Origin of the sequence: Candidatus Sulfotelmatobacter sp., assembly GCA_036500765.1 — a bacterium.
Taxonomy (GTDB): domain Bacteria; phylum Acidobacteriota; class Terriglobia; order Terriglobales; family Acidobacteriaceae; genus Sulfotelmatobacter.
The window spans coordinates 1,590,858-1,610,997 of the sequence record DASYBM010000004.1 but is presented as its reverse complement, the minus strand read 5'-3'; the positions used below and the strand labels follow the sequence as shown (position 1 = coordinate 1,610,997).

General features: G+C 56.5%; 13 protein-coding genes. 7 read left to right on the top strand and 6 right to left on the bottom strand.

What is annotated here, in order from left to right; all coding sequences use genetic code 11:
- Positions 1-2: 2 nt before the first annotated feature.
- The 5 genes from VGM18_09720 to VGM18_09700 all read right to left on the bottom strand — a co-directional run bounded on the left by VGM18_09720 (position 3) and on the right by VGM18_09700 (position 9,027).
- A complete protein-coding gene (locus tag VGM18_09720) occupies positions 3-857 on the bottom strand; it encodes a sulfotransferase domain-containing protein (protein HEY3973270.1) in 855 nt (284 codons plus the stop codon).
- Between the two features lie 24 nt (positions 858-881).
- Positions 882-2,438: a flippase gene (locus tag VGM18_09715; GenBank protein HEY3973269.1), complete on the bottom strand. Its 1,557-nt coding sequence runs from the start codon at positions 2,436-2,438 to the stop codon at positions 882-884.
- A complete protein-coding gene (locus tag VGM18_09710; protein HEY3973268.1) occupies positions 2,435-6,445 on the bottom strand; it encodes an amino acid adenylation domain-containing protein in 4,011 nt (1,336 codons plus the stop codon). The genes VGM18_09715 and VGM18_09710 overlap by 4 nt, the downstream gene beginning before the upstream one ends.
- Positions 6,442-7,218: a 4'-phosphopantetheinyl transferase superfamily protein gene (locus VGM18_09705; GenBank protein ID HEY3973267.1), complete on the bottom strand. Its 777-nt coding sequence runs from the start codon at positions 7,216-7,218 to the stop codon at positions 6,442-6,444. Before VGM18_09705 ends, VGM18_09710 begins: the two co-directional genes overlap by 4 nt.
- Before the next feature lie 693 nt (positions 7,219-7,911).
- Complete coding sequence (locus tag VGM18_09700; protein ID HEY3973266.1) at positions 7,912-9,027, bottom strand: sulfotransferase; 1,116 nt, start codon at positions 9,025-9,027, stop codon at positions 7,912-7,914.
- Positions 9,028-9,606: 579 nt separating this feature from the next.
- Here VGM18_09700 and VGM18_09695 point away from each other — a divergent pair.
- Positions 9,607-10,089: a hypothetical protein gene (locus VGM18_09695; protein HEY3973265.1), complete on the top strand. Its 483-nt coding sequence runs from the start codon at positions 9,607-9,609 to the stop codon at positions 10,087-10,089.
- A gap of 24 nt (positions 10,090-10,113) precedes the next feature.
- On the opposite strand, the gene VGM18_09690 is transcribed toward VGM18_09695, so the two are convergent.
- Positions 10,114-10,968, bottom strand: a complete 855-nt coding sequence (locus tag VGM18_09690) for a helix-turn-helix transcriptional regulator (GenBank protein ID HEY3973264.1) — start codon at positions 10,966-10,968, stop codon at positions 10,114-10,116.
- 376 nt (positions 10,969-11,344) lie between these two features.
- On the opposite strand from VGM18_09690, the gene VGM18_09685 reads away from it, so the two are divergent.
- From VGM18_09685 to VGM18_09660, 6 genes are all read left to right on the top strand, one after another.
- Positions 11,345-12,058 (top strand): PEP-CTERM sorting domain-containing protein, encoded by a 714-nt coding sequence (locus tag VGM18_09685; GenBank protein HEY3973263.1) that lies wholly within the window; start codon positions 11,345-11,347, stop codon positions 12,056-12,058.
- A 777-nt stretch (positions 12,059-12,835) separates the two neighbouring features.
- The gene (locus VGM18_09680) at positions 12,836-13,459 is read left to right on the top strand and encodes a PEP-CTERM sorting domain-containing protein (GenBank protein ID HEY3973262.1); all 624 of its coding nucleotides are present in this window, start codon (positions 12,836-12,838) and stop codon (positions 13,457-13,459) included.
- Between the two features lie 474 nt (positions 13,460-13,933).
- Complete coding sequence (locus tag VGM18_09675) at positions 13,934-14,632, top strand: PEP-CTERM sorting domain-containing protein (protein HEY3973261.1); 699 nt, start codon at positions 13,934-13,936, stop codon at positions 14,630-14,632.
- Positions 14,633-15,126: 494 nt separating this feature from the next.
- Entirely contained in the window at positions 15,127-15,990 is an 864-nt protein-coding gene (locus tag VGM18_09670; protein HEY3973260.1) for a hypothetical protein, read from the top strand.
- A gap of 128 nt (positions 15,991-16,118) precedes the next feature.
- Positions 16,119-17,996 (top strand): tetratricopeptide repeat protein, encoded by a 1,878-nt coding sequence (locus VGM18_09665; protein HEY3973259.1) that lies wholly within the window; start codon positions 16,119-16,121, stop codon positions 17,994-17,996.
- A gap of 270 nt (positions 17,997-18,266) precedes the next feature.
- A complete protein-coding gene (locus VGM18_09660) occupies positions 18,267-20,069 on the top strand; it encodes a tetratricopeptide repeat protein (GenBank protein HEY3973258.1) in 1,803 nt (600 codons plus the stop codon).
- The last annotated feature ends 71 nt before the right edge of the window (positions 20,070-20,140 follow it).

The window sequence follows — 20,140 nt, the reverse complement described above, 5'->3', positions numbered from 1 at the left end:
GCTCAGCCTTTCACCAGTTCGCGTTCCGGAGTGGCGTCCATAACCAGAGCGTAGCCCAGTTCTTTCATGGTGGATCCCCATGCCTGTTCGATGGTGCGGACTGCAGCGGGTGAAAGCTTTTTCGCCCAGCCGCCGGCTTTGGCCTCGCGCACAAAGGGAATATCCTGCCGAGTGCCTTTCGTGGCCGCCCACTGTTGGGATTGCTTCCTTTCGAGAGACTGCATGTGGCTGGCTGAACTTAACTGCACAGCTCGCTCCACGCGAGCGGGAGTGGGTTCGATTCCCAACAGGGGAGCGAGGTTGGTGAGTTCTTTCGCCGGGTCAGCTAAAAGATCTTCGTAGCGGACCATCCTGAATCCCGGCCGTCCGTCTCGCAGGCGCAGCCAGCTTAGAACATGGTCCTGCCAGCAGCCGACGCGGTCGGCGTAACCTACCACATTGGCGGCCACGAACCGGGTCACGAATTCATCCATCGAATATCCATCAGGGATGACTCGCACCTTAAGATTGAAGAAATAAAACGAAACTGCCACATCCCGCGGATCGCGCACGATATAAATCACGCGGGGATAACGTGGATCGAAGCACTCATGACTTTTCAGGACGCGAGGCAAACGCCGAAGCACGCGATCGGGAAAGTCGTAAATAATGGGAACAAGCCGCCCCATATTTGTAAAAGTGACGGGCTCGTCCTGATGGATGAAGTTGCCGAACAGGAAACGCGACCAGGTGCTGCCGGAGCGAAAGTAGCTGACCAGGAAAAGGTCGCCGGGAAAAACGGATAGGCCTCTCCCCGCGGGAGTGCGTCCCAGGGCGGTCTGCGATATGGCTTTTAAGTGCGTTGACAAGCGACTCAAACCGTTTGCTCCCTGAATGCCAACCTATGCTTCCTCCTGATAACTTTCCACCAGCGCGAGGGTTACGTCATCCTCGGGATTCGCCACCAGTTCTCCCACATCCCAGGCGCGTTTGGTCCAAAACGCCCAGGCCAGGCCGAGACCATATACCAGCCCCGCAATCACCAGTTGTATCAGAAGCGGGCCTAATCGATGAGGGACGAACCAGCGCTGCATCAGAAGAAGAACCGCGATCAAAGGAAGACATAACGCAAGCGGAAAAACAAATGCTCGATGGAGATAAGTTCTAAGCTTGATGCCCAACAAGCGGCACAAGTGCAGGGGCAGGAAAAGAATCATGGAACAGGTGAGCGGAATTGCCGTGCCGATGGCGTCGCCCATAATGCCGTAGGGCCTTACCAGGACGACGCTCAGAATCAGGTTGGCGGCGCCTTCCACCAGCACGACGTACGCCCATGTCCGGTGTTTGGCCATTCCCCACAGCGTGCGTCCAGAGGCGGACTGCGCCAGCATCAGCGTCGTCGGATACAGCAGAACCAGAAGCACGGGATAACTGGTGGCGATATATTTCGGACCAACCCAGGCTTCGATAATGGACTTGCCCAATACCGTGAGGATGGCGGTGATGGGAAAGATGATGAGGGCGCAGGCGCGATTACCGACGACGAAAATTTTCCGCAGCCCGTCGATATCACCCTTGGCCTGCGACTGGCTCGACATGGGAACGAAAATCTGAGCCAGGCTGCTGACCAATTCGGAAGAGTAGTCCACCAGGCGGGAACCGATGGTGAAATAGGTGATAGCTGCCGCCGAGACGAAGGTACCAATCACGAGAGCGTCGGTTTTGAAGCGCAGCCGTCCGGCCACGATGATCAGGAATGTTGTGCCGCTGTATCCGGCAATCAGGCGCAGACTCGCGCGGCTCACGTACCGGGGACCAAGCCGCAATGGTAAAAGGTGAAATACAGATACGCCATTCACCAGGCCGTTCACCAGCGGCAAGCCGACGGTGATGAGGGCCACGGTCAGCAGCCCGCGGCCGTGCCGCAATGCGACCACGATCAGCACTGCTCGCAGCACCGTGGAGATGACATTGACAAAATTCAGCAGATAGAAACGCTGCAACCCTTCCAGAATGCCGCTGAAAACGCCAAGCGGAAAGCCCAGCGACACGGAGGCGCCCACCATGAGCAGCAGGAGTCGCGAAGTTGGCACGTCCGCCGGATCGATCTTGGGAAAGATGGAATGCACATAGTAGGCGGCGACAAGGGTAATCCCTATGGTCACGATGCCGATGGCGCTATAACTGAACATGGCGGTGTTGACCAGACGATTCATCTGCTCATGTTCTTCGTTCGCCGAGTATTTGGCGACATAGCGAACGATGGAGGAGCGAATGCCCAGGTCGAAGAGCCCGTAGTATCCCGTGATGGAAAAGATCAGGATCCAGATACCAAAAGCTTCGTCTCCCAGATGATGAATGATGTAGGGGGAAATGAAAATTCCCACCACAACGTTGGTGCCCAGAGAGAACCAGCTGGAACCGACATTTTTGAGAATCTGGCCCTTGTTGAACTTCATGAACGTGGCTGCCTGGGTGAGGCCATCGCCAAAGAAGCCTCGGGAGTTTCCGCGGACTTTGCGGCAGCCGAAACGCGGGCCAGGGCGGCAGCGAGCTCTAGGCCGAAAATTCCGACCTGCGGCTCGCGCAGAATTTCGGCGTGATGAAAATCCACCTTGTGGATCTCGACTCCGCCGGCGCTGCGCGCGCCCCAACCCATCTGCGGATCGTCGATGTAATAAAATGGCTGGTTCGGCCGCTTGAACAAAATCACCGGCGCCCGGAAGCGCGGCGGAGTGAAATCCTCGGGCCAATAGGCTTGCTGCCAATCGGTGCGCGACGATTTCGCGCCGACAAGATTCTGGACCTTGTTAGCCGCCACACGTTTGTAAGAAGCGACGCGCTGGGAGAGACTTTTCTTTTTCACTTCGCGCAGGCGCTCGCCGTAGTAGTAGATCTTCCACAACCAGCGCCTTTGACTGTGCTGCAAAACCCAGGTGTCGAAGATGGCGAACAATCCGAGCTCCTCGCCTTGCGCTTCGAGACTGAGAACAATCTGTTCTGCGATATGAGTTCCGTCGCACAGGCCGCCCACGCAGTACGGGCCGTGCGGTTGCACGGAGCGCATGGCTGCGATGTATTCGCGCGTCAGGGCTCGCATCTCGTCGGCAGAATAGGGCCGCTTTCCGCGGGTTACGGGAGTCTGCCCCTGGATTTTGTAGACAGTTTGTTCGGGACCCATGTGTCGCGCCAGCATGGCATAACCCAACGACTCTTCTCCGGGCGGGACGATGGCGAAGAAGGGGAGCCGGCTGCTTTCTCCGCGCTGGATTTCCATTACGACCGGATCGTTCTCGCCTTCCGATTCCTGCTCGATCAGCAGGGCCAGCGATTCGACGGTGGCGCCCCGAAACAGCGCGGAAAGAGGAATTTGGCGACCGGTCTTTTCATTCACTTGAGAAAGCAGCCGTCCCGCCAGCAACGAGTGCCCTCCCAGGTCAAAGAAATTGTCGGTAACGCCGACTGAGGGCAAGCCCAGGACATTCGCAAACATACCAGCCAGCTTCGACTCCAGTTCGTTACGCGGGGCGACGATCTCCACTGACGTTTCCCGCTCGAGAGCGGGGGGTGGCAACGCCTTGCGGTCGACCTTGCCGCTGGTGGTCATCGGAAATTCTTGAACCACGACGAACCGTGAAGGCACCATGTACTCGGGGAGTTTGTCCTTCACTTCTTTGCGGACGCGTTCGAGGTCAAATTCCTGACCGGGCGCCGGGATCAAGTAGGCGACCAGGCGCCTGTCGCCGGGATTATCTTCGCGCACCACGACAGTCGCTTGCAGAACGCCGGTGCACTCGCCCAAAACAGCCTCGATCTCGCCAAGTTCAATGCGAAAGCCGCGGAGCTTCACCTGATGATCGATGCGGCCCAGATATTCAACGTTGCCGTCGCTTAGGAAACGGGCTAGATCTCCAGTCTTGTACAGGCGGCCTTCGGAAGAATGGTTGAACGGATCAGGAATGAATTTTTGTGCAGTCAGATCGGGCTTGTTCAGGTATCCACGGGCCAGACCAATTCCACCGATATGCAATTCCCCTGCGACTCCAATCGGAACTGGTTGGAGAGTTGTATCCAGGATGTAGATCTGGGTATTGGCGATGGGCCGACCGATGGGAACAATCGTTCGCTCGCTATCCGGAGTGCAACGCCAGTAAGTTACGTCGACGGCGGCTTCGGTCGGGCCGTACAGATTGTGCAGCTCAGCTCCGAGCCGCTCGAAAAAGCGCTGCTGCAATTCGAAGGGGAGGGCCTCGCCGCTGGCGAACACCTGTCGCAACCCCTGGCAGCGTTCCAGTCCACCGACTTCCAAAAAAATGTTGAGCATCGAAGGCACGAAATGAAGAGTGGTGATGCCCTGATCGGCAATCAGATTGACCAGGTATGCAGGATCGCGATGACCGCCGGGACGGGCTACTACGAGCGTGGCGCCAGTCATCAGCGGCCAGAAAAATTCCCACACGGAGACGTCGAAGCTAAAAGGCGTCTTCTGTAGGACGCGGTCGCGGGCGGTCAGCCGATACATCTCCTGCATCCAGAGCAGGCGGTTCACTATGCCCTCGTGAACGTTGGGCACGCCCTTCGGCTTTCCCGTGGATCCCGAGGTGTAAATTGCATATGCCAGACTTTTCCCGTTGACTTCCGACGGAATATTTTCGGGACTCTCTGATTGCAGGGATGGCCAGTCACGGTCAAGACCGAAAACGTTCCGCGCACCGTCAGGAAGGCGATCGAGTAAATGCGCCTGAGTCAGCACGACCGGCGGATTCGCGTCCTGCAACATGGTCTCCAGGCGGTCTTTTGGATATTCCGGGTCCAAGGGAATATATGCCCCGCCGGCCTTGATGACGGCCAGTAGAGCGATGACAAGTTCCAACGATCGCTCGGCGCAGACGCCCACCAGCACATCCGGACCGACGCCGTATTTCTTCAGGCGATGCGCCAATTGGTTGGCACGTCCGTTCAATTGGCTGTAGCTGAGCCGTTCCGATCCGAAGACCAGAGCGATGGACTCGGGCGTCTTCTCTACCTGGTCTTCGATGAATCGGTGAAGAGGAACATCCCTCGGATAGCCCACCCGCGTGTCATTCCATTCCACCAAAAGCTGATGCCGCTCGGCCTCGCTGAGAAGAGGCATCTGCGAAATCCTGGTGCTTGCATCGTTCAGGCTTCGCTCGTTCGCCGCCGACTCCAGCAGAATCCGTAAGTGTCCTGCCATACGGCCGATGGTCGCGGCATCGAAAAGATCGGGATTGTAGCTGAAAGATATTTGCAGATCGTCACTCACCGTCAATTCGACCGACAGGTCCAGTTGCTCGGCGGAGTTCTCCACATCAAAAGGACTCATGACTGCCGGTAAATCTGAATTCGCCGCAACATCTTTCAAGGTGAGCATGACCTGGAACAGCGGATGACGGGACATATCCCGCTCCAGCCGCAACTCGCGGAGCAGGGTTTCGAAGGGTACATCTTGGTGGTCGAAGGCTTGCTGAACCGTGTCGCGCGCATGAATCAACAGCTCGGAGAAAGTGGGATCGCCCGACAGGTCGACGCGAAGCGCCAGCATGTTTTCCAGCGGGCCAATTAAATTCTTGAGTTCAGGCTGCTCACGACCGGAGACGCGCGTCCCGATGACGATGTCGTGCTGCCGACTGTATCGGAATAGAAGAACGCCAAGAGCGGCGAGCACGGTCGAGAACAATGTGACGTCGGCTTCTTGCGCAAGATCGAGAAGCTTTCGTAGCAGCGCCGCTTCAATCCTTATGCTATGCTTTGCCCCGCCAAAGGTCTGGACCGGAGGACGAGCGCGATCTGTGGGCAAATCGAGGCTGGATGGTGCGCCCTGGAGGCGTTGCAACCAATAGGAGAGGTCAGATGTACTTACAGTTTGCCGCGATATAATCTCGTTGCACTGCGGCGAAATGCTGGATTGCTGCGGCGTTTTTCCATCCGCTTGCGCCAGGTAGAGCAAGGCTATTTCGCGGCGTAACAAATCCATCGAAATCTCATCGCAGACGATGCGATGGGTGACCACTAGAAGCACGTGTTCGTTGTCCGACACTCCAAACAAGGTTGCACGCCAGGGAATCTCTTCCGCCAGATCAAACGGATCGCGAACTTCCTCTTGCGCCAAGTGAAGAAGATGCACAGGTCGTTCCGGCGCAGGCGAGGATCGCAAGTCAACAACTCTTAATTGTACGGGGCTCGTCGGAAGGACCATTTGCCGGGGCTCTCCATCGACAGATCGGAACACCGTCCTTAGAATTTCGTGCCGCTGCACCACGAGCCGGAGCGCAGACTCCAGCGCACTCCGATCCACCCCTTCGGTAAAGCGCATACCACCGGCGATGTTCTGAGCAGGATTGCGAGGATGCAGTTGGTCCAACACCCAAAGGCGTTCTTGAGCAGGAGAGAGCGGGCTTTCCTTCGTCGAGGACCGTGCGATTTGTTCCGCCGCCTTAAGGGTCATTTCACGGCCCCGAGATTACGATCACGGTATTCGATGGGGGTGGCGTTCGCGGTATTCGCCACCGCCAAGGCCGCCGCATACGCGGGCTGCGCGGTCAGGTCGCTCAGCATCCAGCGCTCCGCTTCGGACGAGTCTGGGCGGGTGGCCAACAGGGCTTTAGATGAGCTGGCCGCGATGGAAACGTCGAATTGATGCAGCGGCAATGACAATCCCTCTCCCCTCGCCTTGACATAGGCTTCTTTGCGAGTCCAGCAACGAAAGAACGCCGAGCATAGCTCTTCGCCGCAGAGAGGATGCAGACTCTGCCGCTCATGGACGGAAAAAAATCGTTCCGTGAGTTGCCTCAGTTCCGGCACCGGCCTGATTTTTTCCACGTCGATCCCAACCTCGCGAGCCTTAACGAAAGCCATCAGAGCCAAACCATCGGTGTGCGAAACGTTAAAGCGCAGCTCGGACGCTCCATCGAGGAACGGCTTGCCGTACGAGGAATAGCGGAACGACAACTCCTGCGGCGTTGTCGCCAGATAACTCGCAGCGAGCCAACGAAGCGTTCCTCGAGTCAGGACAAAATCTGAGCGTGGCCCCCCAACACGATATCGGGCCGCGCGCTCACGTTCCTCGGACGAGAGCAATTCGTAGCAGGCCAACTCCAGGTGCGGGGCAACTTGCAGCGAGCGAGTCCACACCTGCACCACGTCAGACTCAAGTTCGGGAACGACATAATCTCCCGGCTCACCGCAGTCCCCTACATTCACTCTTATGCTGACCTTCATCTGCCGATATTCATCGAAGAGAAAACCCAATGCGCAAAACTAGAAATGCCTTCAGACGAGACCAAATCCGCTCTGAGTCGGAAGCAATTCCCATTGCAACATTTTACGCTGCCATCATTTCAGGCATGTTTCAATACCTGAAACATTGCAGATAACTTTTGTAACCGCTAGTGATGATCAAGAGCGATTCGTCGAGAACTGGCGATACGCTCCGCAGAGGAATGGTCTGGGAAGAGGCGACTAAAGCCGGATGGCGGGGGGCGAACATTGGGCCGAACCGCTTAGTGCCGGCGGCTTCCCGGGGCTGACGTTCTGTACATCTGACCGGTCTGAGGAGGGCGATACGAGAAGCTAATTGGGGTTCCGCGGTCGGAGGCCTTCGACTCGATCGGGTGCCCCGATGACGTCCCCGATTTTGCACTCCGTTTCGACTCAGACAGAAGTTGAGTCGAATTATTGTGTTCCAAACGGTCAAGCTCCGAGGTATGGCTCGTCGATTTTCCGAGGTTGGCGGGAATCGCCGTGGAACGTGGCAAATGGTTGTTGCCACTGGTCTTAAGTGGATCGTAGTGAGGTATCCGCTCGGAATGGTGGTATTGGCCTGCGGACTGCGCCCCGGACTGTATCGAAGCTGCCAAGAGGAGCGCAGCCGCTGCTATCTCGAAAAACTTCATGGCAACCCTTCTTTAGTTATTAGTGCTGGACCATCGCCTGTACGGGGGAAACTTCGCCGAGCGGCCCATGCGTCAAAAAACCACTCTGGATCTTACCCGTGCTGGCCGACACCCGATCATCTACTATAACGATCTGATCCACGTACTGCGAGGTGAGCGCTGGCCGCAGAGCGCGAAGAAAACGGTTTTTCTTCGACTGATATTTGAGTTCGAAAAACTGGCGGTACAGAAGACGATTCCAGGCCAACTGAGCCTTGTTGCACGCGCTTTGGCCTGATGTCGCCAACTCGTAGCCCAGATCCGACAGAGTTCCGCCGACCAAGCCTTCAATTCTGGTCAGTTGCTGCGGAGTCAGCTGCTTTTTCCAACGCGCAACCGGATTGAAGCCCTGCTGCCGCTGCGCCGAGAAAGATGTGTTAGGGCGAGCTACGGTTCCAATCGCGGTCTTCTGGATGCGATCGTAGTCGAGATCGTGGTGCAGGAACCCGCTCAATCGCCGGAGAACCATGCGAGGGTCGTGAACCAACTCCTCGAACCGGACCTCGGTGTAGTCCCCCCCGAATTTGGCTCCGGCCGCTCTCCCTTTCTTCACAATCCACTCCCAGTAGAGAGCAGCGCCCTCGGGAGTTTCGCGGTCTTTCCACGGGAACGGCTGGATGTAGCGTTTTTCCGATAAAGACACGCTCACATCTCGACCGTCACGGATGGCGTGGATAATCAGTGCATTAGGAATAGTGTCCTTAATATGCTCCAGGTGGAGAATCTCTTCTGGCGCATTTGCGGCCCAACGGCGGACATTCTGCTGCCTCGCCAGCTCACCCATCACCGCACTGAGAAAGTCGCCGGCATTCCGGCAATGTTCCACCTTATCTTCAATTTGAGAGCGTTCCAGACCCGAGACCCGAAAGAGCCGGCTGCCCAGCCAGACATTCAACATCTTCTCTCGGTTCTTGCGCACGCTGAGATCACCGAATCGCGGCGCCAGGAGGTTGAAGATATTGGATTCACCGAGATAAACGGCAAAGCCGCCCGCCGAGAGCAAGGTATCATAGAGAAGAGTCGTCCCAGAACGGGCGCTTCCAACTACGAAGACTGGCGCACAGCTCCTATCGACTAAGGGCGCGGGCTGTTTCATTGCTATGTCTCCTTCGAAAGTCAGGACTAATAGGTTTGCGCTGTCGCTCAGACACGTTTTCGAAGGCGTGAAGTATCGTAGCGCAATGCCTAGTTCATATCAAGAGATTGTCAGCAGGATTCACTAAACATTCATAACCTGTGCAAAAGCAGAATGTTATCGGAGAACTGAGTCGCTACGGAGCCACCCGAGTCGCCGGTAATCCTGGAACATCTCGCATTTGCATACTCGCTCATCCGAGAGGCGGCGTAATCCCCCAAACAAGGTATTTTCGCGGGCCGCGCCGCAAATACCTCATTTGGGGGATTACACTCCTCGGCCGAACTGAAAAGATGTAATCAGGCGAGGTTACGAAAATGGAAGGCTATCTTATTCAACAGAACGACTATCGGGGCAACATCGAACAGAGTTCGCGGCGCGACCATAGTTTTTACAGCTACTCCCTCTGGCGCTCCCGGTCTGGCGAACACTTGTTTGACGGCGTGGCGGGTGACCTTGCGGAGGCGCTTGACACGGTCCGCGCCCATTTTTTATTTCTCTCAAATCAAGGAGGGTCAGTCACAAGGGAGTAGCATCCTTATGAAACCATCTGTGAAACTGCGGGCGGTTGATCCCGCCACCGACGGAACCCTGGAAAACCAGGGGTCCTTTGAAGTGGTTGACTTAGGCCCCTTCGACAACAATCGGAACGATGTGCTCGCCTTGAACGATCACGGGCAGTGCGCGGGAGTGTCTTTGAATCCGGGATCGGGCCGGATTGAAGCCTTTCGTCAGGAACAGGGAAAGCGCACGATGCTGGGGACGTTGGGCGGTTCGTTCAGCATCGCCCGCGGCATTAATAACCGCGGCGATGTAGTCGGGGGTTCTCTCACCGATGGCGACGAAAACTTTCATGGGTTCATCTGTCACAACCAGAAACTCTACGATCTCAACCAGTTCCTGGAGCCTGGCGCCGGATGGGAAGTGATTCAGGCTCTCGCCATCAACAGCCGGGGAGAAATCGTCGGGATCGGGTCACAGGAAGGTGAAGACCGGGTAGTGCTGCTGCGACCCAAAAAGTAGTTGGATCATGACGTGGCGCGGCTATTACAAAACCGTCAGCAGCATGCGCACTACCAGCTCGGTTTGACGATGAGTGTCGGTCTTCATAAAAATGCGTTTGAGGTGCGTGCGCGCCGTATGTGCGCTGATGAACAGCTCGTCGGCGGCCTCCTCGATCGATTTGCCTTGGGCCAGTCGCGCCGCCAGCACGGCTTCTCCCTTTGTCAGACCGTACAGGGAAATGAGAGCGCGTTCGTCTACAACGAGTCCTAAGTCCTGATCGTAGAGCTTCAGCAACGCGGGGCGGCTTTCGGCATGTGGCCAGCAATCCAATCCCGGTCCAGGAACCACCCGCACGATGAGGGCATGCCGCGCCTTCTTGCGTTGGAGCGTGAGCGGCGATTCGACCGGTTCGCCACCTTCGGGAGAGTTGATGGCGTCTTGCAGGAGTTTGTGGAGCACTCGAGTATCCGCGGCGCGATCGGCAACGAGTCCATTTGCAGAGATCGCTATGCCATCTTTCTTGGCCAGAATTGTGCTGGCCATCCGATTCGCCAGCCGAAGATGGCCAGGGCCCGCGACCAGCGCTGCTCCATGCTGTACCAGGTCGAGCCCATACTGGAGCGCGCGCAGAACGTCACGCGGAGTGGCGAGGCCGTCGCTCCTCGGCGGTTCCGAACCCGACGGTTCGGAGCTTTCGCCGGTGAAGCCGGCGGAATACTCAACCTCAGGTCGCGCGTCGTCCGCCGCTTGCGCGACTGGGTCGTTGCACTGACGTGGATCGGAAGACTCTGGACTGCCGACAAAGCTGTCCCGAGGTTTGTCAGCGGAACTCGAATTCGGCAGGTCCCAGAACTTGGCCCGATCTTTATTGCCCGTGGCGCGGGGGGTGATCGCCATTGATTCGCCTGACAGACTCCTTAATTTTGCTCAGAACTTAAGCGGGGAGAGTATCGCCTTAGCTTGTTGCGGGATAATGACGCCCGCGTTACGCTGACGTTAATTTTTCGCCAGCAAGCTCTTGGGTTGTGGAAAACAAAAACCTTCCAATTCGTACGTAGGCCTGAATTGTGGAATTCGGAGTCCTGGGGGTTTCGCCGGCGGATGGGCGGGCGGAGCAGCTCAGATTTCCACAAGCCCCCACTCGCCTTCCGCAATAATTAACACACTGTTAACATTCGCGTGATCTGTTCGTAATACCCTTCTGGCGATACTGTTCTCGCACGTTTCGCCATCCGCCGTACTCGCTGGTCGGTATCAGCTAAGGAGAAGGTCCATGCGTCGCTCGGTATTCTCGTGTCTTGCACTTGCCACTTCCATTCTGTTCTGGAGTTCTTCAGCGTTCGCGGGTTCTGGGGAACTGTTGAATTTCCAGGGGCTCGGAGACCTGCAAACCGTCGGCGGGTTTTATAGCGGCAGCGGTCTCGCCAGCACCCCGAATTACGGCATAACATTCTCATCGAACTTCTTCGGTCTGCAATCGATCTACTTTTCCCGGCCCAACGGCACCACCGGTTCGGGCAATTTCGCGCCATTAACAATTCCCGGAACCGGTACCGTGCCCAACACGACTGCGATCTTCATGAACGGAACCATGGGCTCGTCGGTAACCGGTACGATGAATGTTACCAATGGCTTCTCGAATGGGATCAATTTCTTTTTTACGGCAGGATTCCAGCCTGGTCAGACGGCACTGGTACAGATCTGGAGCGGTTTGAACGGAACCGGCAACCTGCTGGCGACCATTTCGTTGTCCGGTAACGATAGCGGCTGCAAAGCGCCAGCGTACTGTAACTGGAGCGCTGTGGGCGCCGCTTTTATCGGTCCGGCTCATTCGGTGACCTTCACTGGTGCGGCCGACGAGTTGGGGTTGGCGCAAATCACCTTGGGATCGACCACCACAGCGATTCCCGAGCCGTCCTCGCTTTTCCTGGTTGGGACGGGGCTGACCGTTCTTTCGTTCAAGGTGCGGCGCTTTATTGGGATCTAGAATCGTAGCCTGAAGCCAGAAGCGGATTGAAAAGGCAGATCGCAAAAGGTCTGCCTTTTCTCTTTTGCTCGGGATTCTACGAAGTACGGGATTCTACTTAGCACTTGGATGGTTGAGGTTTTTAATCGCAGGCGGAGGACGCTGAAGGGAAAAACCAATTCCTATTCAATTCGGCACGTATTAGGTGAGCTGCTACCCAGAAGCGCCGATTTCCCACTTAGGCACTTTGTTGTTTGGAACGATTAAGGTCTCGACAATGTGCGCAGTGGCACTGGAAGGCCGGATCCGTGGAACGAGCTAAATGGTGGCACTTACTACAGAAAAAAATCCCGTCCTTACTGCCTGTCAATCCCACCATGGGTCGGAACTGATAGTCCTCGGCACAGTACGGACAGCGCATCGTGAAGGCAATTTGCTCCCACGCTTCTGTGCCTTTTGACTCTTTCATGTGGTTTGATCCCGCAGCGAACGATCTGGGCGTCGCCAGCATACGTCTCTATTGTTAATCCTGTATTAAGGAAATGTGAACGAACGCGCAATGCGCAAGGACAGACAAACAAGGGCAGACAGATAACAGATAAAGGTTCGACGGACTCTTCAGCGCAATGCGGTCTCGACTCCCGCCAAGAATACCCTATATGGGGGATTACAGAATTTACCCCATCCCTCAAAGTACGCTATTAGGAGGGATGTCTAATGTCAGGAAAAAATCGCGCAGGAGCACTTGTCGTTCAACGCTGGTTGGCCGTTGCTGTGTTGGCTTTATTTGTGCCTATCATGGCTCGGGCGGACAGCTCAATTACTATCTTCAATCTCGACGGGAATGCCGGAACGACCACTGCTGGATTCTCCGGACCGTTTTCCGTGTCGGGGTCACAATTAACCTACATTGGCGTTTTTGCCCAGGGAGCGGGCTCCTACATGTCGTTCTCGACCGGATCTATGATCGGCGGAAACCTGTATGGCACCTACGCTGGGGGGGGGCAAATTGCAACTTTCAACGGTGGCGGGCCGAACAGTTTCACCCTTACTGGAAACTGGAACGGCTATAACGGAACTATCTTCACCGGCGCGTTCTCGGGAGTCGTTTCGTGGATCGATAATGGGTGTACTGGTCCGGCTTCGAACGAAACCTGCCATTACGTACTGTCGGGACCAATCTCCGGAACTTGGGCCAACGGAACCCACGTAAATGGTGAGACGACCCAGATTTTGTTCTCGTACACTGGAAAAGCTATGTGCACCGGTTGCGGCAACTACAACGGCGGTAACATTAAAGACTTGGGCGGAACGTCGTCGGTCACCACTCCCGAGCCCAATTCGTTGGGATTGATGGGCGCAGGATTGCTCGGCTTGGGATTTGTGGTGAAGCGCAAGGCAAAGGGACAAGTAGGACAGTAGTCGAATTCTGAATTTTGGCTGATTGAGGTGGCCAACCTCGGCTACTTCTAAGGTTGGCGTCGTTACCTTGTTGCGGTGACAAGGCGAAAGGAAGCCGTCGTCGGGGGATTAAGTGCTCGAGCACATGCCAGCCAATTTGGTTTTGTCGCTTGGACAAGCTTGGGAATAATGGCTTTCCTTTGGGGCCGGATACGCGTGATCGAACTCAGCGCTGTTGGAAGGCACGTCTCGCGTGCGTGTCTTCTACCAGCGCTGTATTTCTTTGGGGGACGCCGAGCAGCGAAACCTAAGAATTGTTCATCGCCCTTTGGCTCGCTCCGCTAAGCTGTTCCTTCGTTCGGTCTTCTTGGGGGTTATGCTCCTTCCGCTATCGCCTAGCTCCCCGCCAAAGCCACCCTCTGGTGAGAATACCCTATTTGGGGGATTACAGGATTTACCTTAGCCCTCAAAGTACGATACTAGGAGGGATGTCTAATGCCCACTAAAACTCGCGCGTCCACTCGTGTTGTTCAACGCTTCTTAGCCGCTACAGTATTGGCCTTGCTGTTTGTTCCCATCATGGCTCATGCTAGTAGCGATACCATCGTTACCTTCAACGGCGGCGGCGCCGCAGGAACGTCCGCTTCGGGCGTCACTGGACCGTTCACTCTAACGAACTCAGGGGTACTCAGCATTGGGATTTTCACTCAGGCGCCAGGTTCAACGATGTCGTTTTCAACTGGATCCCTCATCTCCGGGGACCTTTACGGCTCCTATGCCGGTGGGGGACAGATTGCAAGCTGGAATCCAGGCGGTCCGAATAGCTTCACGATCAATGGATCGTGGAACGGCTACACAGGGACCATTTTCATGGGGCAGTTCTCGGGAGCGGTTTCGTGGATCGATAATGGCTGTACCGGCTCGGGTGCGAAGACGGTTTGCCACTACGACCTAACAGGAGCGATCACAGGTACTTGGGCGAATGGAACGAAGGTTGTCGGCGAAACCACCCAGCTTCTGTTCACCTTTAAGGGCGCACCTGTCTGCAGCGGCTGCGGCAACTACAACGGCGGCAATATTCAGGACATGGGCGGAACGACGGCAGTCACCACCCCCGAACCCAATTCGTTGGGCTTCATGGGTGCCGGACTGCTCGGTCTGGGTTTTGTAGTACGGCGCAAGGTCCGGCTCTAAGGAAGCAAGACTAGGTCCCATTTAGATGGTGCGACTGCGGCTTGTCAGTGGTAGGACTCCCTCGCTGGGGCGTGCACTTGTTTCTGAATGAGCCGAAAAGCATTATCTTGCCGGGTCGAGCTCGGAAGGATGCCGGCACATCAGATGGGTTGCTTCGGAACAACAGATCTGAAGGCTTTACATCTGAGCCCGGTGCGTATAGCTAGGCGCAGCACTGTTGGAAGGCACTTTTCGCGACGTGTCTTCTACCGGTGCTGCGTCATTTTTCTTTAGGCTTTGTCGGGAGCACGGCCCTACGGGCAAGAAATCCTTTGAGGGAGAAGCCAGGGCGGACGTGTTGGTTGACCCTAATTCGCGATCAGGCCGAAAATTAACGCACTATTAACACGCGACTCGGTGGGCGATGCCATAATTTCTGCTCGCTATTTTTTCGGTCAAGTTTGTCCCGAAGGAACTCGTTATCCTTCCACCGCACGCCGCTGGAGACATTGAAAATGCTGAGGCTGTTAAAACCCAGGCTGATCGCTTGGATCGCGTTATTGCTCGTAAGCGCCCTTCTTATCGGTTGCGGTAGCGGCCACGGATCCTCTTCGAGCGTGCCGATCGCGAATATCCAAGGCCCATGGGAGTTCGTAGCCTATTCCACCGGCGGTTATGTGACGGGGATCGATGTGGCATTGGTGGAGGGCCAGGTTCTGGTCAGCGGACTGGAGGAACCGAACGGCCAGATTTCCGCTAGCAGCGCCCAGATTACCTTTGTCTCGCTGGATCCCGCGACTTCCGACGCCACCGGCTTCGGAGGTATCAACTGTCTGCCGGTCACTTCCACGAACAGCCTCGGCCCCGGCTCGGTCACCGCTCTGGGCGCGCCGATCAATTTCACCTTTACTCAGAACGGCAACGTGTTCAACGTGACGGGCACCCTGAGCGGGGACGGAAGCAGCATTTTCAATGGGACATACACCGCGCAGGCGGGGAACCCCTGCACCGATCCGGGAGGCACGATCACAGGTACGGTATTAACCAAGCTTACGGGAAGCTACACGGGGACAATGTGTCCCCCTTCCAGCAGTTCCTGCCAATCTTCACAGGACTTCACGGACAATGCGACCGCCACGCTCAGCGAGAGCTCCAGTGTTCTCACTCTTACATTAGCGCTCACCGGAACCGACAACACCAGCTTTACACTGACGGGTCCAGTCACGGGCAATGCCTTTATCGTTCAGGGAACATTCCAAGGCCAAACGCTCACCTACAACGGATACGCCGAGATTGTGGGCAACGCCAGGTCGCTATACCTCGTGAACGGGACCAGTTCGGCGCAACCCAACTATGTTGGGACTCTCTCTATGCCGTAGGTATAGGGACTCCACGGCACTTTGAGGCCGACCGGCTTCCTGCGATCCAGAGCAGGGAGCAGCGGACTGCTGCGAGGTATGAAGCGTTCTCGATGAGCTGATAGATTCCAACTCCGTCCAACACAGAAATGTCCACCACCACTGCAAAACGGGCGAATATTCGGCGCTCGCGAAAAGCCGCATCCAGAAGGGCCGATGCTGCCTCCGGCAACGTGAGTGCTCCGCCCGCGAGGTTGCATCGAGTTTCGGCGGCCTTGGCCTTGGCGGTGGCCACTCTTATTCTCTATTCCTCTACGGGCAGCCATCCTTTCACAAATTATGACGATCCCGGCTATGTTCTCGAGAACTCGCACGTGAAAAAGGGTGTGACCTGGGAAACGCTGAATTGGGCTCTAACCACCACCGAACAGGGCAACTGGCACCCACTCACTTGGTTCTCGCATGCGCTGGACTGTCAGTTTTTTGGGCTGGATGCGTCCGGCCACCATTGGACCAGTGTGGCGATTCATGCTCTCAATGTTGTGCTTCTGTTTCTGCTGTTGCAGCGGATAACAGGCGCCACCTTTCGAAGTTTTCTGGTCGCGGCGCTATTCGCCTTTCACCCGCTTAACGTGGAGTCTGTGGCTTGGGTCGCGGAGCGCAAGACCGTTCTGAGCACGCTGTTTTTCCTATTAACGCTGGGGGCCTACGGTTACTACGCCATGCAGGTTGGCCTGAAACGCTACAGCCTGGTGGCGGGATTGTTCGTGTTAGGGCTGGCGGCCAAGCCGATGCTTGTGACCTTGCCATTTGTGCTGCTGCTCATGGATTATTGGCCGTTGTGCCGCATTCAGGGCTGGAGTCCGCCATCGCAATTTCCCTCGGTGCAGGAGAGTTTTTCCCGGTTGGTGGTAGAGAAGCTGCCTCTGATGGCATTGTCTGCCGGCAGTGCAGTCGTCACGGTCATGGCGCAGCGTACCAATCTGGCGCCCTCGGAACAGTTCTCTTTCGCCATGCGCCTGGAAAATGCCGCTTATTCCTACTGGATGTATCTGGCGAAAGCGTTCTGGCCAATGCGGCTCGCATTGTATTATCCCCATCCGGCCAATTCTTTGCCGGCATGGCAATGGATCGGCGCGACTTTGTTTCTTGTCGCCGTCTCAGCGCTTGTCTGGAGGCAAGCATCGAGCCGCCCCTATCTACTTGTGGGCTGGCTGTGGTTTCTGGGCACTCTGGTTCCAGTGCTGGGCATTGTCCAAGTTGGAGCCCAAGGAATGGCCGATCGATACGCGTACATTCCTTTGATCGGGATATTCGTGGCCGTAGTTTGGGGCGTGAAACTACCCGCCCATGTGGCGGCGCAAGCGGCAGCCGGCGCTATTGTACTTGTGCCGCTGTTCGTAGTAACGTGGCGCCAAATTGGGTATTGGAAAAGCGACTACGACCTCTGGTCTCACACACTGGCCGTAACCGAAAACAATCTGATTGCTGAAGACAAGCTTGGGGTGGCATTGCAGGCGATGGGTCGCCAGCAGGACGCGATCACCCATTTTGCCAATGCCGCACGCCTGAATCCGCTGGATCCGCTCAGTAATTTCAGTCTCGGAGCCGATCTTCACTGGCATGGCCGGCTCCAGGACGCGATTCCGCATTACGAGGTTACGATCAAGGAGACCACCGACGCTCGACTTCAGGCAGATGCTTACCAGAATCTTGGCGCCGCCTATCTACAGATGGGTGAGCGCGCGCAAGCCCGCGAGAACTTCCTTCTGGCACTAAAAGCCAATCCCGGTTTATTGAGCGTATTTGCCGGGTTGGGTGAGTTGGGAACGGAAGCGGCGCGGACGCTGTCGCGATCAGTCGTGCAACATCCGTCTGGCTTGGGATTCCTGCAACTGGGACGGATGTTTCAGCAGGATGGACTCGTGCCCGAGGCTCGTCTGGCCTATGCGGAGGCCTTGACCTTGAGTCCGGATCCGGACGAAGCACGACAGGCCTTGGCCGCGCTCGATCGCGTTCCCCAATAGAGCGGTGCACCCGGATTGTGCCATCGTCCGACCGTCGAACGAACTTTCATCAGCTACCGCGATCTCAGGGTCAGGTTACGTTCAGGTTAATTTTGGCCGCATAGTTGTCCCCTGCGGCTGCTTGGAGGAGGCTTTTTCGGTACTCTAGTAACTTCCGCTGGCGGTCTTTTAAAGATGTCCAATAAAGCAAAGTTAATCGAACGAAACCCTATCTCGTCCAAAGCCCGACAAAGGACGGCCCCCAAGCGGGAAGTTTCTGGCAAAGTCGCGGTGAATCTTCCGCCCTTGCGCCTGAAGCATACCTTGGTAGTCGCCGTCCTACTCGCTGTGGGCACGCTGCTCCTCTACTGTAAGGTGGGAAGCCATCCCTTCATTGACTATGACGATCGGGATTACGTTTTCGACAACGCTCATGTCAAAGAAGGGGTGACCTGGGACACGCTGACCTGGTCTTTGACCGCGACAGAAGAGGCCAACTGGCATCCGCTGACATGGATGTCGCATGCCTTGGATTGCCAACTCTTTGGACTGAATGCTGGAGGTCACCATTGGACCAGCGTGGTGATCCACGCGCTAAACGTTGTGCTGCTATTTCTTCTGTTGCAGCGAGCGACCGGCGCCAGGTGGCGAAGTTTTTTCGTTGCGGCTCTTTTCGCCTTTCACCCGCTGAATGTGGAATCTGTGGCTTGGGTGGCCGAGCGGAAGAATGTATTGAGCACATTGTTCCTGCTGCTGGCCTTGGGTGCTTATGGCTGGTACGCGCGAAAACCGAGCGTTCGACGTTACGGACTTGTCGCTCTGCTCTTCGTCCTTGGCCTGGCCGCCAAGCCGATGGTCATCACCCTGCCTTTCGTGCTCCTGCTGGTTGATTTTTGGCCGCTGCAGCGGATCGAGAATTGGAGCGATACGTCGCCGACCTTTCCGGTGCCTCAAGAGCCGTTTCCACGCCTGGTCCTGGAAAAGCTGCCCCTGCTGCTTTTTTCCGCGGGCAGCGCGGTCATCACGCTCATTGCGCAAAGAGAAACCGTCATATCGACTCTCGTGCTCCCAGTCACGGTGCGTCTGGAGAATGCTGTCTACGCCTACGGCATGTATCTCTGGAAGGCGATATGGCCGGCGCATCTGGCGCTGATCTATCCTCATCCCGGTCGCACGCTGCCCGCATGGCAGCCCACGCTCGCCGCGCTGACATTGGCGTCGATTGGCTGGATAGCGTGGCGGCAGCGGTCCACTCGTCCCTATCTCGCCGTGGGCCTGCTGTGGTTTCTTGGAACTGCGGTCCCTGTGATCGGGATCATCCAGGTTGGGGTTCAGGTGATCGCGGATCGCTACGCTTATTTGCCGTTAATCGGAGTCTTCCTGATTCTCGTTTGGGCGGCCGGGGATGGGGCGGATCGCCTTCAGGTTTCGTTTGTGCCGCGTATCGCGGTCGGGTTCCTGCTCCTGGGACTACTGGCGTTTGTGACATGGCGCCAGATTGGCTACTGGCGCAGCACGATCGACGTGTGGACGCACGCGCTGGCCGTAACCACAAACAACTCGATTGCCGAGCAAAACATCTCGAATGCTTACTTCTCGCTGGGGCGATATCAGGAAGGAATGGTGCATTATCGCAACTACTCGCGGCTGGAACCCCTGGACCCGGCGGCGCATGCACGCGTGGCCGCCGATTTTCAGGATCACGGACAACTTTCCGCAGCCATTAAAGAATATGAGGCCGCTATTCGAAGCGAACGAGTTGTGATCGCATCCGGTGTCCGGGCCTTAGACAGTACGACGTTAGCCGTGACCTATGCCAACATGGCTGTGATCTACGCTCAACTGGGAGAGGTTGAGCACGCTCGTGAACAAATGAAGAACGCTCTCGGTTCCGATCGGCAAGCGGTCGAAGGCATGATGAATCAACTCGACCAATCCCTTGCCACACGCCCGACCGCCGAGGGCTATCTCCGGTTTGGCCTTTTTTTGGCGCTCACCGGTCACCCTTCCGAGGCCCAGCAGGCTTTTGCATTTGCGCAGCGACTTGATCCTAAAGTCGGGTTGCCGCCGACGGAGGGTGGGGCCCAACCCTGAATGCGAAGGACGAAAACGGTGAAGCTGAAACCGGGCGAGAGAGACCTTATGGTCTGCCACCAACGTTATCT

Excerpts from the sequence above, each read along its gene's own strand:
- VGM18_09715 (HEY3973269.1), bottom strand. The coding sequence starts at position 2,438 with ATGAAGTTCAACAAGGGCCAGATTCTCAAAAATGTCGGTTCCAGCTGG.
- VGM18_09710 (HEY3973268.1), bottom strand. The coding sequence starts at position 6,445 with ATGACCCTTAAGGCGGCGGAACAAATCGCACGGTCCTCGACGAAGGAA.
- VGM18_09705 (HEY3973267.1), bottom strand. The coding sequence starts at position 7,218 with ATGAAGGTCAGCATAAGAGTGAATGTAGGGGACTGCGGTGAGCCGGGA.
- VGM18_09700 (HEY3973266.1), bottom strand. The coding sequence starts at position 9,027 with ATGAAACAGCCCGCGCCCTTAGTCGATAGGAGCTGTGCGCCAGTCTTC.
- VGM18_09695 (HEY3973265.1), top strand. The coding sequence starts at position 9,607 with ATGAAACCATCTGTGAAACTGCGGGCGGTTGATCCCGCCACCGACGGA.
- VGM18_09690 (HEY3973264.1), bottom strand. The coding sequence starts at position 10,968 with ATGGCGATCACCCCCCGCGCCACGGGCAATAAAGATCGGGCCAAGTTC.
- VGM18_09685 (HEY3973263.1), top strand. The coding sequence starts at position 11,345 with ATGCGTCGCTCGGTATTCTCGTGTCTTGCACTTGCCACTTCCATTCTG.
- VGM18_09680 (HEY3973262.1), top strand. The coding sequence starts at position 12,836 with ATGGCTCGGGCGGACAGCTCAATTACTATCTTCAATCTCGACGGGAAT.
- VGM18_09675 (HEY3973261.1), top strand. The coding sequence starts at position 13,934 with ATGCCCACTAAAACTCGCGCGTCCACTCGTGTTGTTCAACGCTTCTTA.
- VGM18_09670 (HEY3973260.1), top strand. The coding sequence starts at position 15,127 with ATGCTGAGGCTGTTAAAACCCAGGCTGATCGCTTGGATCGCGTTATTG.
- VGM18_09665 (HEY3973259.1), top strand. The coding sequence starts at position 16,119 with ATGTCCACCACCACTGCAAAACGGGCGAATATTCGGCGCTCGCGAAAA.